Source organism: Streptococcus sp. DD12 (assembly GCF_001578885.1).
GTDB lineage: Bacteria > Bacillota > Bacilli > Lactobacillales > Streptococcaceae > Streptococcus.
In genome coordinates, this window is the sequence record NZ_KQ969495.1 from 213,877 (window position 1) to 240,407 (window position 26,531).

Genomic DNA, 26,531 nt, shown 5'->3' on the forward strand with positions numbered 1-26,531 from the left:
GGTTCACCATTATGTTACTTTTCTTTCTTTTGCAAGTGGCCATTTTGCTGGCGCCCTTTTTGTGGCTGCAGGCTTATCGGGTGCACCTTCAGGTCTTAGAATTAGTACTGGCTATGGCTGGTGCCTTTTACCTGATCAATTCCAGTATGGACGCTACCTCACGCATCACTTGGCTACTCTTTATCATGCCCTTTCCTTTTTTCGGCGTGCCATTATTACTTTATACCAAAGTAGACCTGGGCTACCGTGGTATGAAGCGAATGCTGGCCAGACGAGTAGCTATGTCCCAACCTTATCTCAAACAGGATTCAGCTATTGTTGAAAAGCTTTCGCAGACCAGTGGGGAAACCTATGGGTTGGTTCGTTATTTTAATCGGATTCGCAGTTCCTTTCCTATTTATGAGTCTTCACAAGCGAAATATTACCCAACTGGTGAGGCGGTTTTTGAGGACCTCAAAGCTGAATTGCGTAAGGCCAAGCATTTTATCTTTATGGAGTTTTTCATCATAGCAGAAGGGCGCATGTGGGGTGAAATTTTAGCGATTCTACAAGAAAAAGTAAAAGAAGGTGTTGAGGTCAGGGTCATGTATGACGGCATGTTAGAGTTTACGACCTTGTCCTTTGACTATGATGAACGCTTGCAGGACTTGGGCATCAAGGCTAAATCTTTCGCCCGTTTGTCGCCCTTTGTTTCCACTTATTACAATTACCGTGACCACCGTAAAATCGTTGTGATTGATAACCAAGTGGCCTTTACCGGTGGTTTTAACCTAGCGGATGAATACATCAACGCCATAGAACGTTTTGGTTATTGGAAGGATACGGGGCTACGTGTCACAGGAGAGGCAGTTAAAACCTTTACGATTTTGTTCTTACGCATGTGGGAAAATCAAAATGATAGCATGGAATATGCCGACTATCTGCTTCCGCAAAAGCCCTTGCCTGCTAGCTCAGGTTATGTTTTGCCCTATGGGGATTCTCCTTTGGACCACGATAAAGTTGGGGAAAATGTCTATATTAGCATGCTGGACCATGCCAGAGATTATGTTCATATTATGACACCCTATTTGATTTTGGACGAAGAACTGGCTCATGCCCTTTGTTTTGCGGCAGAACGCGGGGTTGATGTGTCCATCATCATGCCTGGCATACCCGATAAAAAATCCGCTTACTACCTCGCTAAGACCTATTTCCCAGCCCTAATGCAGGCAGGTGTTAAGATATTTTATTTCACACCTGGTTTTGTTCATGCCAAGGTCTTTGTGGCCGATGGTCTTCGGGCGGTTGTTGGGACCATTAATTTGGATTACCGCAGTCTTTACCACCATTTTGAATGTGCAACCTATCTCTATCAAACAGACTGTATCGCTGATATTGTGGCTGATTTTGAGGAAACCTTGACATACTGTGAGCGGGTGACCTTAGATAGCCTTAAGCGTGGCAAGTTGCGCCATCGGTTGGCTGGGCATCTCTTGCGAGCGATAGCCCCTATGATGTAGGGACTTTTACCGTCTTGGCAAAAGAGACAACTTATGGTAGAATAAGGTTATGCGATGAGTCGATGGGTGGCCCTAGGCCACCATTGCGCTAGGGAGGTCATTAACGCAGGAGCGGACCTTGACCAGTTGTGTGAACCGACTGGTCACACTAGCAATAGTGCCCTGACCCCTGTCTTTGGATAGGGGTCTTTTTAGTAGAAAGGAATCTTATGCCAGAAGAGAAAGTGGCTTATCTACTGCCTAAACAGACATCAAAGTGGGCTAAACTCCTCAGAAACCGAACACTGACCATCAGCTTTTTCTTTATTTTAGAATTAGCCTTTTTGCTGATGGCTTATGTGATGTTGCGTCGGCATTTTCCCTCTTTGATTTTGTGGGAACACCTGCTAACCTTTGTCGTTTTTATTTTCCTTCTTAATCACCCTATGGATTCGCGATCAAAATTGTCTTGGTTTATTATCATTGCAGTTTTTCCGATTTTTGGGACGGGTCTATTGTATTTTTCCCTGTCAGATTGGGGTGTTCGTCGGTTAAAAAAACGATTGACTCAGGCCACCGAGCAAACGTCACGTTACCTTAAACAGCCTGAGGATTCCGCTGTGAATGCCCTCAAAAAGGACCCCGCTGTGAAGGGCTTGATGCAGTTTATGGCACAAAGTCCCGGTCATTTTCCGATCTACAGTCAGACACAGGTGACTTATTTTCCGCTGGGGGACGCCCTTTTTCCTGCCTTGTTAGAAGATTTAAAAGCAGCCAAGCGATACATTTTTATGGAATATTTCATTATTGCTGAAGGGAAGATGTGGGGAGAAATTCTCGATATTCTAGAGAAAAAGGCTCAGGCGGGTTTAGATGTGCGTATCTTATTTGATGGCATGAATGAGATGACAAGCCTGTCTTATGATTACATGGCCCGTCTTCATCGTGTGGGCATCAAAGCGCAAACCTTTTCGCCTATTAAGCCCATTTTGTCCACCTATTATAACTACCGTGACCACCGTAAAATTACCGTCATCGATGGGCAAGTGGCCTATACTGGTGGGGTCAATATCGCTGATGAGTACATCAATCAAAAAGCACGTTTTGGCCATTGGAAAGACACAGGCTTACGTCTTGAAGGGAGTGCTGTCCAGACTTTTAAAGCCCTCTTTTTGACCATGTGGCTGGTTACAGGCTCTGGTGATTTTGACGCAGTCCAGCCGTTTTTGGCGGAAAAACCAAAGCCCTGCCAAGCTCCAGGATTTGTTTTACCTTATGGCAATTCGCCCCTCACTTATCACAAGGTAGCAGAAGACGTTTACCTTGATATGATGGCTAAGGCATCGGACTACCTGTATCTCATGACGCCCTATTTGATTTTGGATGATGAGTTGCAACATAGCTTGATTTATGCAGCAAAACGAGGTGTAGATGTGCGGATAATGATGCCTGGCATTCCCGATAAACCTTATGCTTATGCCATAGCTGAAACTTATTTCAAAACTTTACTGACCGCAGGGGTCAAGATTTATCGCTACAGCCCCGGTTTTGTCCATGCCAAGGTTTATGTCTCCGATGATTGTAAGGCGGTGGTGGGGACCATCAATACAGATTATCGAAGTCTCTATCAAAACTTTGAGGATGGGGTCTATCTCTATCAGCATCCGGTTGTCTCAGAGGTCAAACGTGACTTCCTGCAAACCTTAGAAGCCTGCCAAGAGGTAAGCCTAGAAGATGTGACGCAAGTCCCTTTGTCGCATCGCTTGACTAGAGCTGTATTAGCCCTAGTAGGCCCCTTGATGTGACGGCAATCTGTCACGCGTTTTAGCCCTAAGGGCTTTTTTCTTGTCTCAAAAAGAAAAGTGTTTTTTGCCCGAACTGGTTTTAGGTCTGTGCTCAGCTTTATGAGTTGGCTTTTTTGTATAAAGATAAGCAACTAAGTATATTAGGGCTATCAGACCCCGGTCATGCTAAAAGATGGTCTAAGACAAGGTTTGGGCTTTTCATCTTGGGTTTAAAAGGGTATAATAACAGTATCAATTTTTTAAACATGTTATATTGTTAAGGAGAAACTTATGGGCTATACAGTTGCAGTTGTTGGTGCTACAGGTGCCGTTGGAACACGCATGATTCAAGAGTTGGAAAAATCTAACCTGCCAATCGACAAGCTTCGTTTATTGGCATCTGCACGTTCAGCAGGGAAAGTCTTGCAGTTTAAAGGACAAGACATCACCGTTGAAGAAACGACAACAGATGCCTTTTCTGGTGTTGACATCGCCCTTTTCTCTGCTGGAGGTTCTATTTCAGCGAAATTTGCCCCCTATGCTGTTCAAGCTGGCGCAGTAGTGGTGGACAATACCTCATATTTCCGCCAAAACCCTGATGTTCCTTTAGTTGTGCCTGAAGTCAATGCACATGCCTTGGAAAATCACAATGGTATTATTGCTTGTCCTAACTGTTCAACCATCCAAATGATGGTGGCCCTGGAACCTATTCGTCAAAAATGGGGCTTAGAGCGAGTGATTGTTTCTACTTACCAAGCCGTTTCTGGTGCAGGTCAGTCAGCCATCAACGAAACCCTTCGTGAAATTAAAGAAGTCGTTGATGAAGGTGTGGAACCAAAAGACCTGCAGGCGGATATTCTACCAGCTGGTGGGGATAAAAAACATTACCCAATCGCCTTTAATGCCTTGGCCCAAATCGATGTCTTCACAGAAAATGACTACACTTATGAAGAAATGAAGATGACTAAGGAAACCAAGAAAATCATGGAAGACGACAGTATCGCTGTATCAGCAACTTGTGTTCGGATTCCAGTCCTTTTCTCTCATTCTGAGTCTGTCTATATTGAAACCAAAGAAGTCGCTCCTGTTGAAGAGGTCAAAGCAGCGATTGCTTCCTTCCCAGGTGCTGTTTTAGAAGATGATGTGGCCCACCAAGTCTACCCACAAGCTGTTAATGCTGTTGGTAAGCATGAAACTTTTGTTGGTCGTATCCGCAAGGATTTGGATGCTGAAAAAGGCCTGCACATGTGGGTGGTTTCAGACAACTTGCTTAAAGGGGCAGCTTGGAATTCTGTTCAAATCGCTGAAACACTCCATGAACGTGGCCTCGTTCGTGCAACGGCAGAACTAAAATTTGAGCTCAAATAAGCGAAAACCAAGCTCATTTTATGGATTGAAAAGAGGGAGAGAAAGAGGATTTCCTCCCTCTTGCTATAAGCTAAAAAGGAGAGATATGTCATATAACGATTTAAAAGACTGCAAACTCATCACCGCTTTTATCACGCCTTTTCATGAAGATGGGGCCATCAACTTTGATGCAATCCCTGCTTTGATTGAACACCTCTTGGCCCATCATACAGATGGGATTTTACTGGCTGGTACCACTGCGGAAAGTCCAACCCTAACCCATGATGAGGAACTCCAACTTTTTCGGGCAGTTCAGGATATCGTAGACGGACGCGTTCCTTTGATTGCTGGGGTGGGGACCAATGACACCCGGGACTCCATCGAGTTCGTCAAAGAAGTTGCCGAATTTGGTGGCTTTGCAGCTGGTTTAGCGATTGTTCCCTACTACAACAAACCCTCCCAAGAAGGCATGTATCAGCATTTTAAAGCCATTGCGGATGCTTCTGATTTACCGATTATTATTTATAATATTCCTGGTCGGGTCGTGGTAGAAATGACCCCAGAAACCATGTTACGCCTAGCTGACCATCCTAATATCATCGGTGTCAAAGAGTGTACTAGCTTGGCTAATATGGCCTATCTGATTGAGAACAAACCGGAAGAATTTCTCGTTTATACGGGTGAAGATGGGGATGCCTTTCATGCGATGAATTTGGGAGCTGACGGTGTGATTTCCGTAGCCTCTCATACCAATGGCGATGAGATGCATGCCATGTTGCAAGCTATTGAGCATAATGATATTAAAGCAGCAGCAGCTATTCAACGGCAATTTATTCCAAAAGTCAATGCCCTCTTCTCTTACCCAAGCCCAGCCCCTGTGAAAGCCGTTTTAAACTATCTTGGCTTTGCAGCAGGGCCAACACGCTTGCCTTTGGTTCCGGCGCCAGAAGAAGATGCTAAGCGGATTATCAAGGTGGTTGTTGACGGGGATTACCAAGCCACTAAAGAAACCGTTACAGGGGTCGTTCGTCCGGATTATTAATCCCAGCCTAGTAGGGTCAATCCTTGACAAAGCCTAAAGGATTAAGGATAATAGAGAAAAAAGCAAAAGGAGTTGCCTATGCAAGTGACAAAACGGAGTGGTCAAGTTGTTGACTTTGACCCTGATAAAATTTACCAAGCGATTTTAAAGGCGGCTCAAACCGTTTATGTATTGGATGACAAGTTGCGCCAAGACATGGCTCAGGTCACTAAAAAAGTCGTTTTTGATTTGGAAGAAGCTCAAGTGGAGCGCCCAACTATTTCCATGGTGCAGTCGCTGGTTGAGTACCGTCTCTTGGATGCGGGCTATATCAGTATTGCTGAGCATTATATCTCTTATCGCTTGCAAAGAGACCTTGAGCGGAATGGCTATGGGGACTCGATTAATGTTCACCTGCGTTTTGATCAGGTCAAATAAAATGACAAAGAAGTTGAGAAGGAGCTTTCTCAGCTTCTTTTTTTGTGGCCTTAAAAAGAAACCATTCCTTGTTTTGTAACAATCAGGTTACAATGGTAACGATTTAATCGACGTAAAAACAAGCTGACCTGACGATAATTCTAATTTTTCTCTGACTTTCTCATAACTTAATTTTGACATGAAAAACACTTATTTGCACTTTTTTAACTTTTTTAGACTCAGATATTGCTTTTTAATTTCATTTTTGTTAAAATCATAGCATGAAAGTCACAAAGCTTAGTGTGATAGTAATAAAGCAAAGAGGATAAAATAGAATGTTACAAGAGTTACAAACTGATTACATGGTTCAAGAGTATTTGCCTGCTGGTATCCGGATTTTTCGAGAGTCTGATTACCGTTACGTGATTCCTAGTTGGCATCAAGCGATCGAAGTTAACTGTACTTTGGATGGCCATATTGATGACTTTTATGTCAATGGTCAGCCACACAGTCTCCCTCAAGAAAAACTTTTGGTCATCAATGCTTTTGAAGTGCATAGTGTCAAAAGTCATAAGGAAGATGACTTTAAGGCCTTGTCCTTGAGTTACCCTTATGCATTTGTGAAAAGCCATTTCCCTGATATTGATGAGTATTATATTGCCATTGATGGCAAGGATGGTTTAGATGCCAAACAAAAAGCAGCTTATAGCTACATTCGTGAGAAATGTTTGGCGATTGTTAAACTTTACGAAGAAGACAGCCCGACACGAAGTGTCAAAATTTCTGTTTTGCTCTTGGAAATTTTAGATTTGCTTTTGACTTACTTTTTGGTTAAGCGCGAACAAAGTTTGGCGCTTAGTCGCGATGACAAGGCCATGCAACGCTTGATGGACATTACCGACTTTGTGGCCAAGAATTATCAAGGGGACATTAGTTTAGATAGCTTAGCCGAACGGTATTTTCTTTCAAAGGAATACCTAGCCCGCTTTTTTAAAGCACATATGGGTGTGACTTTGGGGAATTACATTACGGCTGTGCGTGCTGATAAGGCGCGTGAAGCCATCCGTTTGGGTTATGGCAAAACCTTCACAGAAATTGCAAAAAGTTGCGGTTTTTCTGGATTGCGTACCATGGATCGTGCTTTGCAAAAGGCTTATGGCATGACGGCACGGGAAATCAAAAAGAAATTACTCCAAGTTGAAAAGACAGCTTAAAGGTCAGTATAAAGAAAAAGCTTCTCTCGTCGGTGAGAGAAGCTTTTCTTGTCGGTGAGAGAAGCTTTTCTTGTCGGTGAGAGAAGCTTTTCTTGTCTATCGTTCATTTAGAGTTTGGGCTGTCTTTAGCCTTCAAAATAAAGCAGGTCTTTTGGTGTTTGTGTAAAGACTTCAAAGCCATCCTTGGTAACGTGTCCGCAATCTTCAATACGCACACCGACTTTTCCAGGGATATAAATACCTGGTTCGACAGAGAAGGTCATGCCTTCTTCAATGACAAGGTCATTGCCATCCATGATAGAAGGGAATTCATGGACATCCATACCGATACCATGGCCTAATCGATGGTTGAAATAGTCACCGTAACCCGCCTTTTCAATAACTTGGCGTGCCGCACGGTCAACTTGGCTTGCTGTCACACCGGGTTTGATAAAGTCTAATGCAGCTTGCTGGGCCTCTAAGGTCAAGTGGTAGATGTCTTTTTTAAACTGATCGGGTTGCCCGACAGCAACAGTCCGTGTCATGTCAGATGCATAGCCATTAACCATACAACCCAAGTCAAAAAGCAACAAGGCGTTGTTTTCGATGAGATTTGCGCCGGGGATTCCATGAGGATTGGCAGCGTTGGTACCGGTTAATACCATGGTTTCAAAGCTCATCTCGTGGCCGAGGCGTTTAATGCCGAAGTCAATTTCAGCCACCAAATCGGTTTCTGTCTTATCCAAAGCAATTTGTTCAAAGCCGATATGCACAGCTTTATCAGCGAATTCACCAGCAATCAGCATTTTTTGAATTTCATCTGCTGACTTAATCAAACGTAAGCGGTTAATCACTGGGCTTAAGTCGCTAAAGTCTGCTCCTGGAAAGACAATCTGCAAGCCTTGGTATTTGGTTAAAATAAGGTTTCCAAATTCGAGGGCAACCTTTTTGAAGTGGCCACTAGGAAGCGCTTGACGAATTTTTTCCCAGGGATTTTCGGAGTCGACATAACCTAAAACATCAAAGGAAACGACAGCTCTAGCCCGTTCAACTTCTAAAGCTGGAACAAAGAGAAGAGGGCTGTGGTTAGGATAAAGGATGAGAAACATTTGACGCTCATGGGGGTCGCTGTAAAAACCAGTTAAGTAATTAATGGTCACTGGGTCCGAAATGACAGCGGCATCCAAATGGTCAGTCGCCATGTGGTCAAGAATTTGGTTAAGTTTAGACATAAGCTACCTTCTTTCTACCCCTATATTTTGACAAAAATAGTCTTGAAAATCAAGAGTTGACGGCAGATTAGCCTAGGCTGGACGGTTACTTGTCTTGAAATTGAAAAAAGAACACAGACCTGTGTTCTTTTTGAGAAGCGCTGGTTAGCCTTTAGTTGTTCCAATAGGCATCAGCGATTGCTTTTCCTTGATCAATCTTAGCCCATTCTTGTTCTTGTGTCAGCTCGTTTCCTGAGTCACAAGAGGCGAAGCCACACTGGTGTGAGAGATAAAGGCGTTCTTTGGGAATGATACGGCTAGCTTGGTCTAAGAGAGCGAGGACACGTGTTTCGTCATCCAGGCTATTTGTTTTACTAGAAAGTAAGCCTAAAACGACTTCAGCATCTTTATCTTTTAAGCTTTCTAGAGCTTCAAGGTCGCCCGCACGCTCGTCGTCCCATTCTAAGAAGAAACGGTCATAGTGTTGGTCACCGAGGAATTTTTTTGCAATGGCAGCATAAGTACCACCTGATGCAGAACGGCTTTCGTAGTTTCCACGACAATTGTGGGTCCAGATGGTCAAGCCGATACGGTGACCATAGTCAACCACGGCATTATTGATAGCGATAAATTCGTCTGCCAAATCGGCTAAATTGTCATTTCCAGCTGCAAAGAAACTATCAGGATTGCTTTCATCAAACAGTTCCCACAAACAATCATCAAATTGGATAATGCTTCCACCAGCTGCCTTGTATTGGTCCAAGAATTCTTGATAGGCAGCAATCAGACCAGCTTTGAGGCTTTCATTATCTGGATAAACTTGGTCAGGTCCAGCTAGTTGGTCAAAGATAGCGAGTTCTGTGTAGGCATGAGCTGGTCCCCAAATCGTCAATTTTGTCTGGTCATCGCCAGCTAATTCCTTGACGCGCTTGTAGATAGCGATGAAGTGGTGATTTTTGGCAGATAGCGGTTTCGTAATTCGGATACCAATATCTTTACGAGTTTCAAACTGCCCACCATCATGGTCTTTGAAGGTATAGCCGTGGTCAGCGATGTAGCGCTCGATACCGTCAAGCCCCCAGACAAAATCCAGGTGCCACATGGATTTAGAAGCTTCGCCATCGGTTAAAATATCAATACCGTGTGCCTTTTGGTCCGCAATAGCAGCTTGAATCGCACGGTCTTCTGTTTCTTGATAGCCTTCAAAATCGCTATAAAACGGGTAGTGGATATCATCGCGTTTTTCGATAGCTTCTTTATAAGTTTTGAGATCGTTGGGGCGCAATAGGGAGCCAACAAGTTGAAAATGGGATGTCATGGTCTTACCTCTTTTTTTGTGATAATCCCTATTGTACACGGGCTAGTGACGCTTGTAAAATAGGCATTTTCGTGGCAAAGCTATAGTTTTAAACTATAGGCTTGTCCTGATTTGGTATACTAGAAGAAAGAGGAGGACAAGTCGCATGAAAATCATTTTAGCTCCAGATAGTTTTAAAGAGTCGCTATCAGCGTCCAAAGTTGCTCAGGCTATGGCAGAAGGCTTTGCCCGCGTTTTTCCTGAGGCAGAATTGGTCCAACTCCCTCTAGGAGATGGCGGGGAAGGAACGATAGACACCCTATCCCAGGTTTTGCATCTGCCTCAAAACACTTTTTGGGTCACCCATGCTCTAGGGCAAATCCAAGCAACGCAAGTCGCTACTGATAATAGTCAGGCTTATTTCGAAGTGGCGAGTGTGGTTGGTCTAGAGAGCCTGCCTTTAGACCAACGGCAACCACTTAATTTGACCACGCGTGGTGTTGGCGAGCTGATAGGGCAATTGGCGAATCACTCTTTTCGACGGCTGACGATTGGGGTGGGTGGCACGGCAACCAATGATGCCGGTATTGGCATGGCTCAGGGACTGGGCTATCGTTTCTTGGATAAGGACAAGTGTCTGATAGACAACCCCCTGCAGAACCTCTCGGCAATAGCCTCTATTGATGCCAGTCAAGTATGTGACTTGTCTGACCTAACAATTGAGATTTTGTCGGATGTTTCTAACCCTTTATGTGGTCCACACGGAGCAAGTCTGACCTTCGGACCTCAAAAAGGGTTGAGTCAGCAGGAGGCACAGACATGCGACCAGGACTTTAAGGCCTTTTATCAACGCTTTTTCCCAGAAATTCTCGAGGTAAAAGGAGCGGGAGCAGGAGGAGGTCTAGCCGCAGGCCTCATGGCCTTTGCAGGGGCTGAAATTCGCTCGGGGATTGATGCTGTTTTAGACCATTTAGCTTTTGACCAGCAGGTTGCTGATGCGGATTTGGTGCTTGTCGGTGAGGGGCGGATGGACCGTCAATCTTTAGCGGGCAAGGCGCCTATTGGGGTAGCAAAAAGAACGCCTGCTGGCGTTCCTGTTTTTGCCATATGTGGGAGTTTATCCGCTGATTTGCCCGAATTTCCTCAAGCAGGGATACAGGCAGCTTTTTCCATCATCCCACGGCTAGCTCCTCTGGAGCAGACCTTTTCAGAGGCTTATGCCAATATTGTCCAAACGACAGCGGCCCTGGCTCAGGCCCTAAAAGTCAGCCTTTAACCGAAAAGTTTGGACCAAAAAGATTTTTTATCCTGCTGGTTGACAGGCTCTTCTTGTGTGAAATATTGGGGGTAACAGTGGGCAAAAGAGGTTTCAGGCAGATTGACCGCATGGTCAGTATGAAGGACCAAACCAAAGGCAGAATGCGCGTGGTCTTCATCGACAATGCAAGTGGTAATCCCCAGGCCCTTAGCTAATTTTAAGTAAAAGAGCTGCAAATCGGTAGGTAAACAGGGGGAAATCTTTAAGGTTAAGGGTTGGTAACGGTCCGCTAAGTCTCCTAAAACCGCTTCAAAGTGCGTTTTAACGGCAGAAGTCTTGGCATTGGCGACGGATACCGTCAAGACGACGCGTTCTTTAAAGGTGTTAAAGTAGGCTCTTTGTTGGTCGGGGTCCAAGCGGTGTTCCCCAGCAGCGCTTTTGGCTAGGCGTTGTTCCATGGCATCCATGCTAGAAGTCTCCAATCACTATCTTTCTTGTTGCCCTATTATACCTTATTTTGTGTGTGGATGGGGATTTTGGCTTTGCACTGTCTTGGTACCTTTAAATGGGAAAATGGAATTCTATTTTGAAAGATTTTGCCAGTTTTGGGAATAAAAGTGGGGATATACCGATTTTAGTTTGCCTAGTACCCTAGATTGTGCTATCATAAGAACTGTAAAAAATTTATAAGGAGAGTAATAACATGTCTATTATTACTGATGTTTACGCTCGCGAAGTCCTTGACTCACGCGGTAACCCAACACTTGAAGTGGAAGTTTACACTGAATCAGGTGCATTCGGACGCGGTATGGTGCCTTCAGGTGCTTCTACTGGTGAACACGAAGCGGTTGAATTGCGTGATGGCGACAAATCTCGTTACAACGGTCTTGGAACTCAAAAAGCTGTTGACAACGTAAACAATGTTATCGCTGACCACATCATCGGTTTCGACGTACGTGACCAACAAGGTATCGACCGTGCTATGATCGCACTTGACGGTACTCCAAACAAAGGTAAATTGGGAGCTAACGCTATCCTTGGTGTGTCTATCGCTGTTGCGCGTGCTGCTGCTGACTTCCTTGAAGTGCCACTTTACAGCTACCTTGGCGGTTTCAATACAAAAGTATTGCCAACACCAATGATGAACATCATTAATGGTGGTTCTCACTCAGACGCTCCAATTGCTTTCCAAGAATTCATGATTGTACCTGCTGGTGCACCTACATTCAAAGAAGCGCTTCGTTGGGGTGCTGAAATCTTCCACACATTGAAGAAAATCCTTAAAGACCGTGGTTTGGAAACAGCTGTTGGTGATGAAGGTGGATTTGCGCCTAAATTTGACGGTACTGAAGATGCTGTAGAAACAATCATCAAAGCTATCGAAACTGCAGGTTACAAACCAGGCGAAGATGTCTTCATCGGATTTGACTGTGCATCTTCAGAATTCTACGAAGATGGTGTATACGACTACACTAAATTCGAAGGTGAAGGTGGTGCTAAACGTACTGCTGCAGAACAAATTGACTACCTTGAAGAATTGGTTAACAAATACCCAATCATCACTATCGAAGATGGTATGGACGAAAACGACTGGGACGGATGGAAAGCTCTTACTGAACGTCTTGGCGACAAAGTTCAATTGGTTGGTGACGACTTCTTCGTAACAAACACAGCTTACCTTGAAAAAGGTATCGCAGAAGGTGCAGCTAACTCTATCCTTATCAAAGTTAACCAAATCGGTACTTTGACTGAAACTTTCGATGCTATCGAAATGGCTAAAGAAGCTGGCTACACTGCCGTTGTATCACACCGTTCAGGTGAAACAGAAGATTCAACAATCTCTGATATTGCTGTGGCAACTAACGCTGGTCAAATCAAGACAGGTTCATTGTCTCGTACAGACCGTATTGCTAAATACAACCAATTGCTTCGTATCGAAGACCAACTTGGTGAAGTTGCAGAATACCGTGGTTTGAAATCATTCTACAACTTGAAAAAATAAAATAGTTCAGTGAACTATTTTATCCCGAACCCTAAAATTGGAAAGTTCGGATGTTGATTTAACAACGTTTCTGAGGACTCTAGGTTTAACCTAGGGTTCTTTTTTTTAGATTCAAAATAAAAAATCAAAAATAACAGTAAAATGCTTGACAAATTTAAGCGCTTACATTATACTATAGGTGTCAATAGGAAAGGAACATAAAGGAGGAAACTCTATGATAAAAACACCTATTGCTCGGTATAAAAACGGAGACTAAAGGTCTGTCGTCATAACTATCCAGTTCACTGTTATCAGGATTTCTCAAGGAGGCGCATACTTATGACAAATATGGGGCGCTATAAAAACGGTGACACAGTCGCCACCTGAAACACTTTAAATAAGGGGTAGGAGGACTTGTCCAATGACACTACATATCTCTCGGTACAAAAATGGAGACACCAAATAGACAGTAGGCATGTGTTGGCTTTCATTAGGAGGTAGCGATATGTTGGGAAATTTAGGACGCTACAAAAACGGAGACTCTAATAACTGCATTGTCCCTCAATAAGACGATGGAGGTTAGTCCAATGTAATCCCATAGAGACAAAACAGATGAGCGAGGTATCTTTATGCTACAATTCACTGTCAGTCGGTACAAAAATGGAGACAGCTACTAGATTTCTTCCTTATGAGTTGAAATGGAGGTGGCCATTGAACAACGAAACAACTTAAAAGACGAGAGTGTGCACTCGTCTTTTTTTGTGTTCTCTTTTTTGGCTGACAAAAAAACCATCTGGTAGCAGATGGTTGCAGTATGTGGTAATTTTACCCAAAGATTTGCTTGGCCAAGGCTTTGCCTTTTGGCGTTGCAGCTAGGCCACCTTCAGCTGTTTCTCGAAAGGCAGTTGGCATGGCAGACCCCACTTGGTACATGGCATCCACGACTTGATCAACTGGAATCGCTGACTCGATGCCTGCCAGCGCCATATCCGCTGCCACAAGAGCAAAGCTAGCGCCCATGGCATTTCGTTTGACACAGGGAACTTCAACAAGACCTGCAACTGGGTCACAAATTAGACCTAGCATGTTTTTTAGGACAAAACAAATCGCTTGGCTGGCTTGAAAAGGCGTGCCCCCAGCCGCCATAGTAATCGCTGCGGCGGACATGGCAGATGCAGAGCCGACTTCGGCTTGACAGCCACCTTCGGCCCCTGAGATAGAAGCGTTATTGGCAATGACCAGACCAAAGGCTCCAGCAGTAAACAAAAAGTCTAATTGTTGGGGGATGCTTAGGTCGAGCTTGTCGATTGCTGTGGTTAAGACAGCTGGTAGACAACCTGCAGAACCCGCGGTAGGTGTGGCACAGACAAGCCCCATTTTGGCATTGGATTCATTAACAGCCATAGCGTTTCTCGCAGCTCCTAGCACAGCAGTGCCAGCCAATGTTTTGCCTCTTTTGAGGTAAGTGTCCAACTTAGCAGCGTCGCCTCCGGTCAAACCGGTTGGTGATTTTTCAGGGGATAAACCTGTGACAACGGAAGCTTTCATCACTTCAAGATTACGTGTCATGAGGTCAATAATTTCGAAACGTTCCCGACCAGTGAGCTCTTGTTCAGTTGCAATCATGAGTTCGGCAATATTTCCTTGATAGTCACGGTCAGCTTGTTGCACTAATTCTTCAATGGTATAAAACATAGCAACTCCTCTTAACTGAAAAAGTTCACATTGTGTAGATGGGGGATTTTAGCGATATCTGCCACAGCCTCATCACACTGGTGTGAGTCAACTTCGATAATCATGATGGCTTTTTCACCGGCATTTTCTCGTGTGACGGTCATCTGTGCGATATTGATGCCATAACTAGACAAACTATCCGTAACCAAAGCAATCATGCCCGGGATATCTTGGTGGACAATGATAAGTGTCGGGGTGTTCATTTTGAGATTGACTGCAAAACCATTGATTTCAGTCACTTGGATATTACCACCTCCGATAGAAACGCCTGTCGCGGTCAAGGTTTTATGGGCGTTTTTGAGGGTAATCCGCGTGGTGTTTGGGTGAGGGGCGTTACTGTCTTTGTTGATTTTCCAGTAGACCTTGATGCCTTTTTCTCGAGCGATATCCAAAGATTTTGGGATATCAGGGTTGTCGGTATCCATTCCCAGGACACCAGCCACTAGGGCCACATCGGTGCCATGGCCACGATAGGTTTTGGCAAAAGAGTTAAAGAGCTGAAATTCAACTTCTGTAGGTGTCTCCCCAAAGATAGCAGAAACGATTTTGCCGATGCGCACAGCCCCAGCAGTATGACTAGAAGAAGGGCCGACCATTACAGGGCCGATAATGTCAAAAACAGATTGAAATTTTAAACTTTTCATAGTAAGCCTCATCCTATTGTAATCGTATTCACAGTATACCACGAATCGTCACGAATAGCTTTATCGAGCTTGTGCAAATTTTTAAAAAAATCAACAATTTTTACTTGCATTATTCTTAAATCGTGATATACTTAACCGGTAAACATTTAACCAGTTAATCATTAGGAGGTTATTAACATGAAAAAACTAGGGCTTTTAGCTCTTTCTTTATTTAGCTGGCTTGTTGTCGGGCAATTCTTTGCGCCCCAAAAGGTTTCAGCTGATGATAAAATCAAGGTCGTCACCACCTTTTACCCTGTCTATGAGTTCACCAAAGCCGTGACAGGAGATCAGGCTGATGTGTCCATGCTGATGAAAGCAGGAACTGAGCCCCACGACTTTGACCCGTCAACTAAAGATGTGGCTAAGATCTCAGATGCGGATGTCTTTGTCTACTTAGACCCTAACATGGAAACCTGGGAGCCAAAGGTTATCAAGTCCATTGATAAAAAGAATCTTACGGTTATCCAAGCCACAGGTGATATGCTCTTAGCACCAGGTGTTGCTGAAGAGGAAGAAGAAGGCCATGAAGGGCATACCCATGCTTATGACCCTCACGTTTGGTTATCCCCTAAACGGGCTATAACATTGGTCAATAACATTCGGGATGCTTTGATTGCTAAATACCCTGACAAAAAAGACAGCTTTACAGCCAATGCGAAAGCTTATACAGACAAATTGTCTCAACTGGATAAAGAGTACACAGAAGCCTTGTCAAACGCTAAACAAAAAAGCTTTGTGACGCAACATGCGGCATTTGGCTACCTGGCTTTGGACTATGGTCTTAACCAAATCGCTATCTCTGGTGTCTCACCAGACACAGAACCATCTGCCAAACGTTTGGCTTCCTTGTCTAAGTACATCAAAAAATACGACATTCAATACATTTACTTTGAAGAAAATGCCTCAAGCAAGGTTTCAAAAACCTTGGCGAAAGAAGCAGGGGTTAAAACAGCAGTTTTAAATCCGCTGGAAAGCTTAACCAACAAAGAGCTGAAATCTGGGGAAGATTACTTCTCTGTCATGAAAGAAAACCTAAAATCTCTCAAGAAGACGACAGACAAGGCTGGTAAAGAAATTGAGCCAGAAACAGATACTAAAAAAACAGTGGCTAATGGCTACTTTAAAGACAAAGACATCAAAAACCGCACCTTGTCTGATTGGACCGGTGACTGGCAGTCTGTTTATCCTTACTTGCAAGACGGTAGCTTAGATGGTGTTTGGGATTACAAGGCCAAATCTAAAAAAGACCAGTCTGCAGAAGCATATAAAGCTTACTATGAGACAGGTTATAAAACGGATGTTTCTGCCATTAGTATCAATGGCAAAAAGAACACCATGACTTTCACCGTCAATGGTGAAAAGAAAACCTACACCTATACCTACAAAGGCTACAAGGTCTTAACCTATAAAAAAGGCAATCGAGGTGTGCGTTACCTCTTCGAGGCCAAAGAAGCTGACGCTGGTAACTTTAAATACATTCAGTTTAGCGACCACAATATCGCACCAACCAAGGCAGAACACTTCCATATCTTTATGGGAGGGGAAAGCCAAGAGAAACTGCTTGAAGAAATGGATAATTGGCCAACCTATTATCCTGCTAAATTGACTGGGCATGAAATCGCTCAAGAGATGATTGCTCACTAAGCTGACAAAAACCTCGCATTGACAGGGCGGGGTTTTTAGGTTAGACTACTTTTAATACGAAAGGAGTTCGCTATGTCTTTTTCTGAACATTATTTTTACAGCCAATTAGACTTATTCCCAGCTCAGCAATTGCCACAAATCCGTGAGAGCCTTAGTGAGGTGACCAAGGAGCAAGAGGACCGTATTCTAGCCACAGAATTCAAAAGTCCGACACGCGCCTTGCTCTTATCTCTATCGGCCGGTTATCTTGGACTTGACCGCTACTACAATGAAGATATCGGTCTAGGTGTCGGTAAGAGCGTCTTGTTTGGTCTGGGTGTCTTGCTTGGGATTATTCCTGTCATTGGTATTATCGGCCTTTTGTTGCTTTTGGCGGATGCTATTTGGGCTTTGGTAGATTGGTTTTTGATTGTCAAAGCCGTGAAAGCTAAGAATGGGCAACGGTTGACAAGTGCCCTAAACGGATATGTTGGCCTCCCTGCAGGCTATGCGGTGCCTGGTCAAGAAGCTTTTGGTCAACCAACCAATGCGCCATTTGCTGGACAACCCCATCAAGTGCCTTTCCAACCTCAAGCGCAAGAACCTTTTGTCGGTTCGCAAACCCCACAGAACTCGCAAGAGTCAAACCTTTAGTCAGACAAATGTCGGCATACTTGCTATAATAACAGCGTCTCAGTTTTGGGGCGCTGTTTTTTGAAAGGAGACCAGATGAAAGTATTTGTGGCAGGAGCTACGGGACGGGTAGCCCAAGTGCTGATAGAGGATTTGCTAAGTCAGGGGCATCAGGTGGTAGCTGGAACGCGGCAAGTCAATCGTTTGCCTCATAAGGAGGGGTTGATAGCGGTGACTTTGGAGTTAACCAGCCCAATCCCTGAACTGACAAAACTCTTGCAAGGAGTGGATGCTGTTTATTTTACGGCAGGTTCTCGTGGCAAGGAGTTATTGGCCGTGGATGCTTTTGGCGCAGTTGCCTTGATGCAAGCTGCCCAGCTAGCTGGCGTCAAGCGATTTATCATGTTGAGCAGTTTATTTTCACTGACGCCTGAGGCATGGCAAAATCCCAAGCTCTCGTCCTTGCGGGATTATCTGATGGCCAAGTATTTTGCAGATGATTGGTTGATGCATCGATCGGGCCTAGATTATACGATTTTACAAGCAGGAGCTCTCGAAGAAGCCCAAGAAGCGACAGGTCTGGTTAGTTTTCAGGTCGAGCAATTCAGCCGGAATAGCATTCCCAATGTGGCAGCAGTTTTGGCGGCAGTCTTAACAGCTGATAATACCATTGGAAAAGTTATCGCTATGGGAGATGGGGAAAAACCTCTCATCCAAGCGGTCAAAGAGGTGTGATATGAGTCTCTCACGCAACCAAACGCGCTATCATGAACGCCTCTTGCAAGTCGAGCAAGAACATTTGTGGAAACGTTATGCACGACTCAACCAACTGGTTCCTGCAGGAGGCACTGTTTTTCTTGGGGATTCACTGGTCGAGTATTGCCCTATCTCAGAACTGTTAACCCTCGATGGCCCTGTCTATAATCGGGGTGTTCATGGTACCACGACCTTGGATATTTTAAAGCATTTGGACGAGCAGTTGCTCGGGCTAAAGCCCAAACGCGTCATCCTTTGGGTGGGCATCAATGATTTAAGGATTTATAGTCCAGAGCAAACGCTGGAAAATATCAAGCGTCTGGTGGAGGCCATTCGTCAAGCCCTGCCTGACTGTAGCATTTTCATGCAAAGTCTCCTTCCCGTTAATTTTGAACGCTTTCCCAGAGATCAAAAAGGGCGTAACAGTCAGACCATTGCCCAAGTCAATGCGGGCCTTTGCGATTTGGTTGACCAGGTCTTCTTTGTGCCTGAAGCGCTTTTTGATGAAGAAGGCCGTTTGCAACAAAACTTGAGTGTAGACGGGCTCCACCTGACGGTTGACGGCTATTTGCCACTGATTCAGGCTTGGTCTGATTATTTCAAGGCTAGCATTTCCTAGTATAGTATCAGAAACTCCGATTTTAATAGGAGTTTTTTTCTTTTTAGCTTGTTATACTCTTAGTGTAAGAAAAAGGAGGCCAATATGAGTCAAGTAACTACATTTCCAAAAGATTTTCTCTGGGGTGGTGCAACAGCTGCCAACCAATGTGAAGGGGCCTATGCAGAAGATGGTCGTGGCCTAGCCAATGTTGATGTTGTGCCCATCGGTAAGGACCGCCATGCCATCATTACTGGGCAAAAGAAAATGTTTGATTTTGAGGAAGGTTACTTTTACCCAGCCAAGGAATCGATTGACTTTTACCATCGTTACAAAGAAGACATTGCTCTTTTAGCTGAGATGGGCTTTAAGACTTTCCGCCTGTCTATTGCCTGGACGCGCATCTTCCCTAAAGGGGACGAGGCAAGTCCGAATGAAGCCGGTTTGCAATTTTATGAAAATGTCTTCAAAGAATGCCGCAAGTATGGCATCGAGCCTTTGGTGACCATTACGCATTTTGATTGCCCTATGTATTTGATTGAGCACTATGGGGGCTGGCGCAACCGTGCCCTCATCGGCTTTTATGAAACACTGTGTCGGACCCTCTTTACCCGTTACAAAGGTTTGGTCAAATATTGGTTGACTTTTAACGAGATTAACATGATTTTGCATGCCCCATTTATGGGAGCAGGTCTTTGCTTTGAACCAGGTGAAAATCAAGAGCAAGTCAAGTACCAAGCGGCTCACCACGAGTTAGTAGCATCGGCCTTAGCGACAAAAATTGCTCATGAGATTGATCCAGAAAATCAGGTCGGTTGTATGTTGGCGGCAGGAAATTATTATCCTTACACCAGTAACCCTAAGGACTACTGGAAAGCCATGCAGGAAGACCGCGAAAGCTATTTCTTTATCGACGTACAGGCGCGTGGTGAGTACCCAAGTTATGCCTTGAAGAAGTTCGAGCGTGAGGGCTTGTCCATTGACATGACCAACGAAGACTTGGCATTGCTAAAAGAACACACCGTCGACTTTGTGTCTTTCTCCTACTATGCGAGCCGTGTGGCTTCAGCCGATCCTGAGATGACGGACCAGACAGATGGGAATATCTTTGCTTCGGTGAAGAACCCCTATTTGGAAAGTTCTGAGTGGGGCTGGCAAATTGACCCACTTGGTTTACGGATTACTTTGAACCAAATTTGGGATCGTTATCAAAAACCCCTCTTTATTGTGGAAAATGGTCTGGGTGCCGTGGACACACCAGATGACAATGGCTACGTGGCTGATGACTACCGTATCGCCTATCTGGCTGCGCATATCAAGGCCATGGGACAAGCCATCAATGAAGACGGTGTTAAGCTTTTAGGCTATACCACTTGGGGCTGCATCGACCTGGTATCTGCAGGAACTGGCGAAATGAAAAAACGCTACGGTTTTATCTATGTAGACCGTGACAATGAAGGGCATGGTAGCCTTAAACGGACCAAGAAAAAATCCTTTGATTGGTACAAAGAAGTCATTGCGACTGACGGCGCCAGCGTTTTAAGAGACTAAGTGCATTATTCTCATAAAGAAGTTGAATTTTGACCAGATTAAAATTTGACTTCTTTTTTAATTTTCAGAAAATTTTCCACCTGATAAGGTATTTAAGTTATTTTTATGCTATAATGGACAACAAAAAAGACTTTCGGAGGAAACTATGGGAAAAACAAGTTTTCTAAAACGTTCTCTGATGACTGCTGGACTTGCGATTGTAGCAGGGGTTACGCTCTCTGCCTGTCGTCAGAATGCATCAGAAGACACGTCGACGATTAACTGGTATACGCCAACAGAAATTTTAACTTTGGATATGTCTAAAAATACAGACAGTTATTCCGCTTTGGCGATTGGAAACTCAGGGATGAACCTGCTTAGGCAAGGGAAAAATGGGACTTTGCAACCAGATGCGGCGACCTCTGTGACTGTGTCAGCGGATGGCTTGACCTACACAGCGACCTTGCGTGATGGCCTTAAATGGTCAGATGGTTCGGATTTGACCGCTGAGGATTTTGTCTACAGCTGGCGACGGATTGTTGACCCTAAGACCGCATCTGAGTATGCTTACCTCGTTACTGATGCCCATGTTAAAAATGCAGAAGAGGTTTTAAATGGGGAAAAACCTGTCTCAGAATTAGGGGTAAAAGCTGAAGGCAACAAGGTTATCTTTACATTAAGTGAACCCTCTCCTTTCTTTGAGGACCTCTTGAGTTTTGCTAACTTTGTCCCTCAAAAAGAAGCTTTCGTCAAAAAAGCTGGTAGCAACTATGGAACGACGTCAAAAGCCATGCTCTATTCTGGTGCCTATACGGTTAGCGATTGGAATGGAACCAATGGTTCTTGGACGCTTAAAAAGAATAAGTACTACTGGGATGCAAAACACGTCAAGACCAAGACCATTAATGTTCAGACCATCAAAAAACCAGATACTGCGGTCCAAATGTTTAAACGTGGGCAATTAGATATAGCAAATATTTCTAATACCCAACCCATGTATATTGCCAATGCTTCCAACCCTAGTGTGACAAAAGTTTCTGAGGCTGCTAGTGCCTATATGTCTTACAATTTGTCAGGCAGTGTGAAGCCTCTGATGAACACCAAGATTCGTCAAGCGCTCAATCTGGCGACTAATCGGGATGGTGTCGTTAAGGCAGCAATTGATACCGGTTCGGTGGCAGCACAAAGTCTCGTCCCTAAATCCCTAGAGACGCTGCCAAATGGTCAGGATTTATCAGATTACGTAGCGCCAGGCTATCACTATGACCCTAAAGAAGCGGCCAAACTCTTTAAAGAAGGTTTGGCGGAACTAGGAGTTAAGAGTATTAACCTAACGATTACAGCAGATTCAGAATCTCCAGCAGCAAAAGCAGCAGTAGACTATCTGCAACAGTCTTGGCAACAGGCTTTGCCAGGTTTGACCATTAACGAAAAGTTTGTCACCTTTAAGCAACGGGTAGCCGACTTGCAGTCACAAAACTACGAAGTCGCCCTCACCCTATGGGGTGGAGATTATCCAGAAGGGTCTACCTTCTACGGTCTCTTTAACAGCACGTCATCAAACAACTACGGTAAAGTCAATGACGCCAACTATGATGCCGTCTACAATAAGGCTATCTCCACAGATGCCATGGACAAGATGGCAGGGGCAGAAGATTATAAAGCTGCTGAAAAGATTCTCTATGATAATGCTTACTACAATCCTCTCTATGCACGGTCATCAAGCGCCTTGCAAAACAAGAAAATCAAAGGCTTAATCCGTAACTCGACAGGTCTAAGCGTTGATTTCACCTATGCCTACAAAACCAAGTAAAGGAGCATTATGGCTAAATATATTTTAAAACGGGTTGCCCTGCTCTTGGTGACGCTTTGGGTAGTTGTAACCTTGTCCTTCTTCTTGATGCAAATCATGCCTGGGACACCTTATAATAACCCCAAACTTTCTCCACAGATGATTGCTTTGATGAATAAGCAATACGGCTTAGACCGTCCTGTCTGGCAACAATATTTAACTTACCTGGGCAATGTCTTGCATGGTGATTTTGGGACCAGTTACCAGTCCATCAACCAACCAGTTTCTCGCTTGATTGCCCAACGCCTTGGTGTGTCCGTACAACTCGGTATCCAAGGTTTGGTCATTGGGGTTGTTGCCGGCTTGCTTGTTGGGGCAGTATCTGCTCGCAACAAAAACAATTGGATTGATAACAGTTTAAGTGTCATTTCCACTCTCGGTATTTCCGTACCATCCTTCATTGTCGCCCTCTTCCTACTGGAATATTTCGGCTTTGAATGGAACCTCCTGCCTTTGTCAGGTTGGGGAACCTTTGAACAAAGCATTCTTCCTTCTGTAGCGCTAGCAATTCCTGTTTTTGCACAAGTGACGCGATTCTTTAGGAGCGAAGTCGTCGAGAGTTTGAATTCGGATTATATCCAACTGGCTCGCGCCAAAGGCTTGACCCAACGTCAGGTAACGTCTCGACATGCTTACCGCAATTCCCTGATTCCCGTATTGACCTTGATTGGTCCTATGACTGCCAATATCTTGACAGGTTCTGCCTTAATTGAGCAAATCTTCTCTATCCCAGGAATTGGGCAACAGTTTGTAACATCCATCCCAAGTAAGGACTACCCTGTCATCATGGGAACAACGATTGTCTACGCAGTTATGCTCATGGTAGCCATCCTGGTGACTGATATTATCACCAGCTTGGTTGACCCACGTGTGCGTTTGTAGGAGGTTGTATGGCAACACAAGAAAACACGTTTAAACTGGTGGGCATTGGGTCTAGCAGTTCACAAGAAAAAATTACCAAGCCAGCCTTGTCTTTCACACAAGATGCTTGGCGTCGGTTAAAGAAAAATAAATTAGCGGTAGTATCGCTCTGGTTTTTGACAATTTTGATAGCTTTTTCATTGCTTTCTACAGTTTTTGTCACTCAAAAAGATGCCAATGACTTTAATGCCAATGAAGTGACCGTTTATCGGAATTTGCCACCAAAAATTTCAGACAGTTTGCCTTTCTGGAATGGTAAGATTCACTATTCAGGAAATAGCAAGGACACAGACCCCTATACCTACCAAGAAGTTCCAAAGAATAAAAGATTCATCCTGGGTACAGACAGCCTTGGGCGTAGTTTGGCCAAAAGGATTACCGTGGGTGTGCGCATTTCCCTCATGATTGCCATTGTTGCGACCTTCTTTGACTTGCTTATCGGGGTGGTTTATGGGCTTATCTCAGGTTTTGTTGGTGGGAAAGTGGATTTGGTGATGCAACGCATTATCGAAATCATTTCCTCTATCCCTAACTTGGTTATTGTGACCATGTTGGGCCTTTGGCTAGGAAGTGGGATGCTGTCCATTATCATCTCGCTCGCTATCGTAGGTTGGACCTCCATGGCCCGTCAGGTACGAAACATGACCTTGTCCTACCGTGAACGGGAGTTTGTTTTAGCCTCTCGCTCTCTGGGTGAGAGCAAGGCTAAAATCGCCTTGAAGCACGTGCTACCAAATATTTCAGGGGTTATCATTGTTCAAATTATGATGACTGTTCCAAGTGCTATCATGTATGAAGCGGTCTTATCAGCTATTAACTTGGGGGTAAAACCACCAACAGCCTCTCTCGGGTCACTGATTACAGATGCTCAAGAGAACTTCCAATATTACCCTTATCAAATTATTTTACCGTCACTGGCTTTGATCCTCATCTCATTAGCCTTTATCCTTTTAGGAGATGGCTTACGTGATGCGTTCGATCCAAAGTCAGGTGACCGTTAAGGAGGTGTTTGTATGACACAAGAAACCATTCTTTCGGTAAAAGATCTTCGCGTCAGTTTCGACACCTATGCCGGGAAAGTTCAAGCTGTTCGTGATGTGACTTTTGACTTGAAAAAAGGGGAAACCTTGGCCATTGTGGGCGAGTCAGGTTCCGGGAAATCTGTGACAACCAAGACGCTCATGGGCTTATCAGCTAGCAATGCGACTGTCTCAGGTGACGTTCAATTTAAAGGGCGTCAACTGGTTGACCTAACGGAGTCGGACTGGGTGTCTATTCGTGGGAAAGAAATTGCGATGATTTTCCAAGATCCTATGACCAGTCTCGATCCAACCATGAAAATTGGGGACCAAATTGCAGAAGCCATTCGGATTCACGAAGATATTTCTAAAGAAGCAGCAAAAAAACGCGCTCTCTCATTGATGGAAAGCGTTGGGATTCCTGACGCCAGCGATCATATCAATGATTACCCACACCAGTGGTCTGGGGGGATGCGTCAGCGGGCTGTCATCGCCATTGCCTTAGCCGCCAAACCTGAAATCCTAATCGCAGATGAACCCACAACGGCTCTAGATGTGACCATCCAAGCTCAAATCTTAGATTTGATGAAAGCTATTCAAAAAGAAGAAGAAGCTTCTATCATCTTTATCACACATGACCTAGGTGTTGTTGCAGGTATGGCTGACCGGGTAGCAGTCATGTACGCAGGCAAGGTGGTTGAATACGGAACGGTTGACGAGGTCTTTTATAATCCTCAACACCCTTATACATGGGGCTTGTTGACCTCTATGCCGACGACTGATACTGCAGCCGGTAGCTTGCAGTCTATTCCAGGGACGCCACCTGATTTGTTGCATCCACCAAAAGGCGATGCCTTTGCTTCACGAAATGCCTACGCCTTGGATATCGACCATCAGGAAGAACCGCCATTTTTCAAGGTTTCAGACACGCATTATGCAGCGACGTGGTTATTAGATGAGCGTGCGCCTCAGGTAACACCACCAGAAGCCATTAGCAGACGTTGGGCCAAATGGCAGGAACTAAATGGAGGAAAAGATGACTGAACAAGCAAAAAAACTCGTTGAACTTTCGAATGTTTCCTTGACTTTTAACCCTGGACGTCCTAATGAAGTTAAGGCCATCGATCAGGTGAGCTTTGACATTTATGAGGGAGAGGTTTTTGGCCTGGTTGGGGAATCTGGCTCTGGTAAGACGACTGTGGGTCGCTCCATTTTACGTTTGCATGACATTCAATCGGGTGATATTCGTTTTGATGGCCAGTCGGTGACCCCTTTATCGGGTAAGGACCTGCATGATTTTCGAAAAAATGCCCAAATGATTTTTCAAGACCCACAAGCTAGTCTTAATGGACGCATGAAAATCCGTGATATCGTGGCGGAAGGACTGGATATCCATCATTTGGTATCTTCAAAAGCAGAACGTGATGCGCGTGTGGAGGAGTTATTAGAACTCGTCGGGCTTAACAAGGACCACATGACCCGTTATCCGCATGAATTTTCGGGTGGACAAAGGCAGCGGATTGGTATTGCCCGTGCTTTGGCTGTAAAACCAAAATTTATCATTGCGGACGAACCGATTTCAGCCTTGGACGTGTCTATTCAGGCACAGGTGGTTAATCTCATGCAAAAATTGCAAAAAGAGCGGGGGCTAACCTACCTGTTCATTGCCCATGACTTGTCTATGGTCAAATATATTTCTGACCGTATCGGTGTTATGCACCATGGGAAAATGTTGGAAATCGGCCCTGCTGATGAGGTTTACCACAATCCTTTGCACCCTTACACAAAAAGTTTGCTGTCAGCTATTCCTGAACCAGACCCAATTTCAGAACGCAATCGTGTCCACACGCCTTATGATGCCAGCTTAGAAACAGATGGCCAGGCCCGAGAAATGCGGGAAATAACCCCAGGGCACTTTGTTTTGGCAACAGAAGCAGAAGCAAAATCCTATCAAGCACAGAGCAACTAAAAGAAGATGGCCTAAAATCCACAAGAAAAATGTGGATTTTTTTATTTTTTTGCTTGACGATTCTTTAAACACTTGATATACTAGACAAGGTTTTGAATAAAACTGACCTAAGACAGTAGGGGAACGCTTGTTCATAAGATTCCTACCGAGGCACAAAACGTTTATGATCTAATAACGTATTGTACTTTCGTGTCTGGGTTTGGATACGATTTTTTTCGTTCCA

The 26,531-nt window shown here is 44.5% G+C and carries 23 protein-coding genes and 1 other annotated feature (1 of these 24 running past the window's edge); of the genes, 18 read left to right on the forward strand and 5 right to left on the reverse strand.

The features are described 5' to 3' along the window. Positions 1-11 precede the first annotated feature (11 nt). The 6 genes from cls (STRDD12_RS00965) to STRDD12_RS00990 all read left to right on the forward strand — a co-directional run bounded on the left by cls (STRDD12_RS00965) (position 12) and on the right by STRDD12_RS00990 (position 7,261). Complete coding sequence (gene cls, locus STRDD12_RS00965; RefSeq protein WP_066916170.1) at positions 12-1,499, forward strand: cardiolipin synthase; 1,488 nt, start codon at positions 12-14, stop codon at positions 1,497-1,499. 209 nt (positions 1,500-1,708) lie between these two features. Continuing rightward, positions 1,709-3,283 carry a cardiolipin synthase gene (gene cls, locus STRDD12_RS00970; RefSeq protein WP_066914073.1) on the forward strand — a complete coding sequence of 525 codons (1,575 nt, stop codon included), beginning with the start codon at positions 1,709-1,711 and terminating at the stop codon, positions 3,281-3,283. Positions 3,284-3,553: 270 nt separating this feature from the next. Beyond that, positions 3,554-4,630 (forward strand): aspartate-semialdehyde dehydrogenase, encoded by a 1,077-nt coding sequence (locus STRDD12_RS00975; protein ID WP_066914075.1) that lies wholly within the window; start codon positions 3,554-3,556, stop codon positions 4,628-4,630. 85 nt (positions 4,631-4,715) lie between these two features. After that, the gene (gene dapA, locus STRDD12_RS00980; RefSeq protein WP_066914077.1) at positions 4,716-5,651 is read left to right on the forward strand and encodes a 4-hydroxy-tetrahydrodipicolinate synthase; all 936 of its coding nucleotides are present in this window, start codon (positions 4,716-4,718) and stop codon (positions 5,649-5,651) included. 78 nt (positions 5,652-5,729) lie between these two features. After that, positions 5,730-6,068 carry an ATP cone domain-containing protein gene (locus STRDD12_RS00985; RefSeq protein ID WP_066914079.1) on the forward strand — a complete coding sequence of 113 codons (339 nt, stop codon included), beginning with the start codon at positions 5,730-5,732 and terminating at the stop codon, positions 6,066-6,068. Positions 6,069-6,382: 314 nt separating this feature from the next. After that, entirely contained in the window at positions 6,383-7,261 is an 879-nt protein-coding gene (locus tag STRDD12_RS00990) for a helix-turn-helix transcriptional regulator (RefSeq protein ID WP_066914080.1), read from the forward strand. Between the two features lie 125 nt (positions 7,262-7,386). Here STRDD12_RS00990 and STRDD12_RS00995 read toward each other — a convergent pair whose 3' ends face one another. Both STRDD12_RS00995 and STRDD12_RS01000 read right to left on the reverse strand, forming a co-directional pair. Continuing rightward, positions 7,387-8,472 (reverse strand): M24 family metallopeptidase, encoded by a 1,086-nt coding sequence (locus tag STRDD12_RS00995; RefSeq protein ID WP_066914086.1) that lies wholly within the window; start codon positions 8,470-8,472, stop codon positions 7,387-7,389. Between the two features lie 151 nt (positions 8,473-8,623). Then, on the reverse strand, positions 8,624-9,769 hold the full coding sequence (locus STRDD12_RS01000; RefSeq protein ID WP_066914087.1) for a cobalamin-independent methionine synthase II family protein: 1,146 nt from the start codon (positions 9,767-9,769) through the stop codon (positions 8,624-8,626). Positions 9,770-9,914: 145 nt separating this feature from the next. Between STRDD12_RS01000 and STRDD12_RS01005 the strand changes: the two genes are divergently transcribed. Beyond that, the gene (locus STRDD12_RS01005; RefSeq protein ID WP_066914092.1) at positions 9,915-11,024 is read left to right on the forward strand and encodes a glycerate kinase; all 1,110 of its coding nucleotides are present in this window, start codon (positions 9,915-9,917) and stop codon (positions 11,022-11,024) included. Here the strand turns inward: STRDD12_RS01005 and STRDD12_RS01010 are convergent. Further along, positions 11,021-11,473 carry a YueI family protein gene (locus STRDD12_RS01010; RefSeq protein WP_066914094.1) on the reverse strand — a complete coding sequence of 151 codons (453 nt, stop codon included), beginning with the start codon at positions 11,471-11,473 and terminating at the stop codon, positions 11,021-11,023. The two genes, STRDD12_RS01005 and STRDD12_RS01010, sit on opposite strands and share 4 nt — an antisense overlap. 236 nt (positions 11,474-11,709) lie before the next feature. Between STRDD12_RS01010 and eno the strand changes: the two genes are divergently transcribed. Continuing rightward, positions 11,710-13,008, forward strand: coding sequence for a surface-displayed alpha-enolase (gene eno / locus STRDD12_RS01015; protein ID WP_066914095.1), 1,299 nt, complete (start codon positions 11,710-11,712; stop codon positions 13,006-13,008). 804 nt (positions 13,009-13,812) lie between these two features. Here the strand turns inward: eno and sdaAA are convergent. Next, the gene (gene sdaAA / locus STRDD12_RS01020) at positions 13,813-14,682 is read right to left on the reverse strand and encodes an L-serine ammonia-lyase, iron-sulfur-dependent, subunit alpha (protein ID WP_066914096.1); all 870 of its coding nucleotides are present in this window, start codon (positions 14,680-14,682) and stop codon (positions 13,813-13,815) included. An 11-nt stretch (positions 14,683-14,693) separates the two neighbouring features. Then, a complete protein-coding gene (gene sdaAB / locus STRDD12_RS01025; protein WP_066914097.1) occupies positions 14,694-15,365 on the reverse strand; it encodes an L-serine ammonia-lyase, iron-sulfur-dependent subunit beta in 672 nt (223 codons plus the stop codon). Between the two features lie 177 nt (positions 15,366-15,542). Here sdaAB and STRDD12_RS01030 point away from each other — a divergent pair, with 177 nt between their 5' ends. The 10 genes from STRDD12_RS01030 to STRDD12_RS01075 all read left to right on the forward strand — a co-directional run bounded on the left by STRDD12_RS01030 (position 15,543) and on the right by STRDD12_RS01075 (position 26,308). Then, positions 15,543-17,051, forward strand: coding sequence for a zinc ABC transporter substrate-binding protein AdcA (locus tag STRDD12_RS01030; RefSeq protein WP_066914098.1), 1,509 nt, complete (start codon positions 15,543-15,545; stop codon positions 17,049-17,051). Between the two features lie 72 nt (positions 17,052-17,123). Further along, on the forward strand, positions 17,124-17,684 hold the full coding sequence (locus STRDD12_RS01035; RefSeq protein WP_066914099.1) for a TM2 domain-containing protein: 561 nt from the start codon (positions 17,124-17,126) through the stop codon (positions 17,682-17,684). A gap of 75 nt (positions 17,685-17,759) precedes the next feature. Continuing rightward, on the forward strand, positions 17,760-18,398 hold the full coding sequence (locus STRDD12_RS01040; protein WP_066914101.1) for an NAD(P)H-binding protein: 639 nt from the start codon (positions 17,760-17,762) through the stop codon (positions 18,396-18,398). A gap of 1 nt (position 18,399) precedes the next feature. After that, positions 18,400-19,038: a GDSL-type esterase/lipase family protein gene (locus STRDD12_RS01045; protein ID WP_066914103.1), complete on the forward strand. Its 639-nt coding sequence runs from the start codon at positions 18,400-18,402 to the stop codon at positions 19,036-19,038. An 84-nt stretch (positions 19,039-19,122) separates the two neighbouring features. Further along, positions 19,123-20,568 (forward strand): 6-phospho-beta-glucosidase, encoded by a 1,446-nt coding sequence (locus STRDD12_RS01050; protein ID WP_066914105.1) that lies wholly within the window; start codon positions 19,123-19,125, stop codon positions 20,566-20,568. A gap of 145 nt (positions 20,569-20,713) precedes the next feature. Further along, positions 20,714-22,360: a peptide ABC transporter substrate-binding protein gene (locus STRDD12_RS01055; protein WP_066914107.1), complete on the forward strand. Its 1,647-nt coding sequence runs from the start codon at positions 20,714-20,716 to the stop codon at positions 22,358-22,360. 9 nt (positions 22,361-22,369) lie between these two features. Next, the gene (locus tag STRDD12_RS01060; protein WP_066914109.1) at positions 22,370-23,281 is read left to right on the forward strand and encodes an ABC transporter permease; all 912 of its coding nucleotides are present in this window, start codon (positions 22,370-22,372) and stop codon (positions 23,279-23,281) included. An 8-nt stretch (positions 23,282-23,289) separates the two neighbouring features. After that, positions 23,290-24,321: an ABC transporter permease gene (locus STRDD12_RS01065; RefSeq protein WP_066914110.1), complete on the forward strand. Its 1,032-nt coding sequence runs from the start codon at positions 23,290-23,292 to the stop codon at positions 24,319-24,321. A gap of 12 nt (positions 24,322-24,333) precedes the next feature. Then, positions 24,334-25,383 carry an ABC transporter ATP-binding protein gene (locus STRDD12_RS01070; RefSeq protein ID WP_066914113.1) on the forward strand — a complete coding sequence of 350 codons (1,050 nt, stop codon included), beginning with the start codon at positions 24,334-24,336 and terminating at the stop codon, positions 25,381-25,383. Next, positions 25,376-26,308 carry an ABC transporter ATP-binding protein gene (locus STRDD12_RS01075; RefSeq protein WP_066914114.1) on the forward strand — a complete coding sequence of 311 codons (933 nt, stop codon included), beginning with the start codon at positions 25,376-25,378 and terminating at the stop codon, positions 26,306-26,308. Before STRDD12_RS01070 ends, STRDD12_RS01075 begins: the two co-directional genes overlap by 8 nt. 88 nt (positions 26,309-26,396) lie before the next feature. After that, positions 26,397-26,531: a sequence feature (ribosomal protein L10 leader region), on the forward strand; it runs 1 nt beyond the window's last position.